This window comes from Streptomyces sp. SM1 (assembly GCF_002910825.1).
GTDB classification, from domain to species: Bacteria; Actinomycetota; Actinomycetes; order Streptomycetales; family Streptomycetaceae; genus Streptomyces; species Streptomyces okerensis.
Map to the genome: position 1 here is coordinate 1 of NZ_NEUB01000171.1, position 2855 is coordinate 2855.

General features: G+C 73.3%; 4 protein-coding genes and 1 pseudogene. 3 read left to right on the forward strand and 2 right to left on the reverse strand.

Annotation, left to right across the window (positions count from 1 at the left end):
• Positions 1-801: CAP domain-containing protein (locus B9S61_RS03850; protein WP_258039533.1), on the forward strand; the 801-nt coding region annotated here is incomplete at its 5' end.
• A 134-nt stretch (positions 802-935) separates the two neighbouring features.
• On the opposite strand, the gene B9S61_RS03855 is transcribed toward B9S61_RS03850, so the two are convergent.
• Positions 936-1553, reverse strand: coding sequence for a glyoxalase (locus B9S61_RS03855; protein ID WP_103540920.1), 618 nt, complete (start codon positions 1551-1553; stop codon positions 936-938).
• Positions 1554-1630: 77 nt separating this feature from the next.
• Between B9S61_RS03855 and B9S61_RS03860 the strand changes: the two genes are divergently transcribed.
• Both B9S61_RS03860 and B9S61_RS41460 read left to right on the forward strand, forming a co-directional pair.
• Positions 1631-2086 (forward strand): hypothetical protein, encoded by a 456-nt coding sequence (locus B9S61_RS03860; protein ID WP_219819885.1) that lies wholly within the window; start codon positions 1631-1633, stop codon positions 2084-2086.
• Positions 2062-2301 (forward strand): hypothetical protein, encoded by a 240-nt coding sequence (locus tag B9S61_RS41460; protein WP_219819886.1) that lies wholly within the window; start codon positions 2062-2064, stop codon positions 2299-2301. Before B9S61_RS03860 ends, B9S61_RS41460 begins: the two co-directional genes overlap by 25 nt.
• On the opposite strand, the pseudogene B9S61_RS03865 reads toward B9S61_RS41460, so the two are convergent.
• Positions 2295-2705, reverse strand: a pseudogene (locus tag B9S61_RS03865) (STAS domain-containing protein); the annotation flags it as partial. The gene B9S61_RS41460 and the pseudogene B9S61_RS03865 sit on opposite strands and share 7 nt — an antisense overlap.
• Positions 2706-2855: the final 150 nt, after the last annotated feature.

A 2855-nucleotide genomic window follows, 5' to 3' on the forward strand; every position in this document is an offset into this window, starting at 1 on the left:
CCCACCGGAAGCCACGACGCGGGCACGGTGGTGGGCCACCGTACGAACCTCCGCGCACGCAGCCGTCAGCGCAGGCGGCGCGGCCGGACCGTCGCCGCCGTGGCCGCCGCGCTGCTGGTCACGGGCGGCACGATATCCGGGATAGCCATCCTCACCCCGGACGGGGACGCGGACCGGGTGCGGGCGGCCTCCGAGAGCGCACCGGAGCCGGCCGCACCCACCTCCCCGCCGGCCACCCCGTCCGCCGGGGCCTCCTCCTCGTCCCCTTCCCCCTCGGCCTCCCCGTCGGCCAGTGAGCCGAGCAGGAAGCCGAAGCCGTCCGCCACGCCCCGGCCGGAGAAGTCCGAGGCCAAGTCCGCCCCCGCACGCACCACGGCCCCCGCGGAACCGCCGGCGCGGCAGCAGTCGGACGAGCCGGCCGCACCCCCGGCCGGGGGCCCCGCCGCCCAGGTACTGAGCCTCACCAACACCGAGCGTTCCAAGGCCGGTTGCGGCCCCGTCACGCTCGACGACCGGCTGGCCAGGGCGGCCCAGCTGCACAGCGAGGACATGTCCGCCAACAACTACTTCTCCCACACCGGCCAGAACGGCAGCAGCTTCGTCGACCGGGCGAAGGCGCAGGGCCACTCCAGCCCCGGCGCCGAGAACATAGCCAAGGGCCAGAGTTCCGCCGCGAGCGTCATGGACGCCTGGATGAACTCCCCGGGCCACCGCGCGAACATCCTCAACTGCTCGCTCAAGTCCCTCGGTGTCGGTGTGACCCAGAACGACTGGACGTGGACTCAGGTCTTCGGCTTCTGACACGGCTCGACGCGCGAGTCCGGCCGAGAGGGCGGGCTCGCGCCGGGGCACGGCGCGGGAGCAGCCGGTCCGGCGCGGGTCGCCTTCCCCGCATGGCGCGACTGTCCGGACGGCGACCCCGAGCGGGACCCGGATCACCGGCCGGCGCTCTCCCAGACGAAGCCGTCCGAGTCGGTGAACGGGCCGGTGGGACTGGTGATCGCGAGCCGGTGCGATCCCGTGCCGTCGGCGGGGACGCCCGCCACCTTGGCGAGGCCGCGGCGCTTGTAGAGCGACAGCTTGACGGTGTCGGGGGCGGTGGTGAACTCGACGTACTTGCCGCCGAAGCTCTTGCCCACGGTCATGCCCCGCTCGACGTAGAACTGCTTGCTCGCCTTGACGTCCTCGACACCCAGCAGGAGCACGATCTCGTCGATGTCCCGTGTGGCCGGCCCGGTGTCCTTCTTCTTCGACGTGGCGAGCTGCCAGATCGTCCCGTCGGGGGACCGGACGACACCGCCGTAGCCCCACAGCGACTTCGCGGCCGGCTTGACCGCGGTGGCGCCGGCGTCCAGAGCGGCGGCCATGAGCGCGTCGACGTTGCCCGGCTGGGACACCACGAGGGAGAGCGTGAAGCCGCGGAAGCCGGTCGAGCCGGCGTCCGAGCCCCGCACGCGCACCCGCGCCGGGTCCAGTGCGAAGGCGTCGGCGTGGAAGCGTGCGGCGGCCTCGGGGTCGGCCACTTCCAGGGTCACGGAGTCGATGGAGTTCATGCCTTCGACGGTAGAGGTGACCGGGCCGTCGCCGCTTCTCGAAAAATGACCGGTCAGGGCAGCACGGTGGGCTGTTCGTGGGCAACGCCGGCATCCAGCACACGAACGCCCTCACCGAGACGCCCGAGGGGCTCGAGTCCACCTTCGCCGTGAACGTACTGGCCAACCACCTCTTCGTGCGCCTGCTCCAGGACCGCTTCCGGGCCCCGGCCAGGATCGTCATCACCACCAGCGACACCCACTTCGGCGACGTCCGGCACAACATGGGCATGGTGCCCGGCCCGGTCCGGGCATCCCCCGGGGTTCTCGCCCGCCCGGGCGCCTTCGCCGGGCCGGGCACCGCGGCGGCCGGCCGCACCGCGTACGCGACCAGCGAGCCGGCCACCCTCTGCCTCGTCCACGCGTACGCGCGCCCGCTCCCCGCCGGGATCGACGCCGTCGCCTGCAAGGCGGGCTTCGTGCCCGGCACCGGTCTCGCCCGTACGCCGGCCCGGTCGCCCGGTTCGCCATGGGCCGCGTCCTGCCGGCGCTGACCCTCACCCCGCTCGCCCTGAGCCCCGGGGCGGCGGGCCGCCGCCTCGCCGACGTCGTCCTCGGCACCACACCGGCGCCGAGCGGGTCGTACGTCGACCGGGGCCGTACGGCCCGCTCGTCGGAGGAGTCGTACGACCCCGGTCGTGAGGCCGCGCTCCTGGAGACCCTCGACGGCCTCACCGCGCCACGGAGCGGGCGGACCGCCGGTCAGTGACCGCCGGTGAGCTCGCCGCTGAGCGTCTTGTGGATGCGGGCGCTGGGCTCGTTCAGTCCGACGATCTCCACGCTCTTGCCGCGCTGGGCGTACCTGGTCTCGATGGCGTCCAGCGCGGCCACGGACGAGGCGTCCCAGATGTGAGCGGCCGACAGGTCGATGACGACCTTCCCGGGATCGGTGCCGTACGCGAACTGTCCGACCAGATCGTTGGAGGAGGCGAAGAACAGCTCGCCCGTGACCCGGTAGACGACCGTGCCGCCGTCGGGGTCGGTGACGGCGGTGACCTCGGCGAGGTGCGCGACCCGCTTGGCGAACACGACCATCGCGGTGACCGATCCGACGACCACACCGATCGCCAGGTTATGGGTGGCGACCACACACACGACCGTGACCACCATGACGCACCGGCGACATGTCGTCGCTCGGGATGCTCGCCGCCCACCTGCTCGCCGCGCTCCTCACCGGACTGTGGCTGGCCCACGGGGAGAGGGCCGCCTTCCGTGTCCTGCGGGCGGTGGCCGGATGGCTCGCGGCGCCCCTGCGGCTGCCGC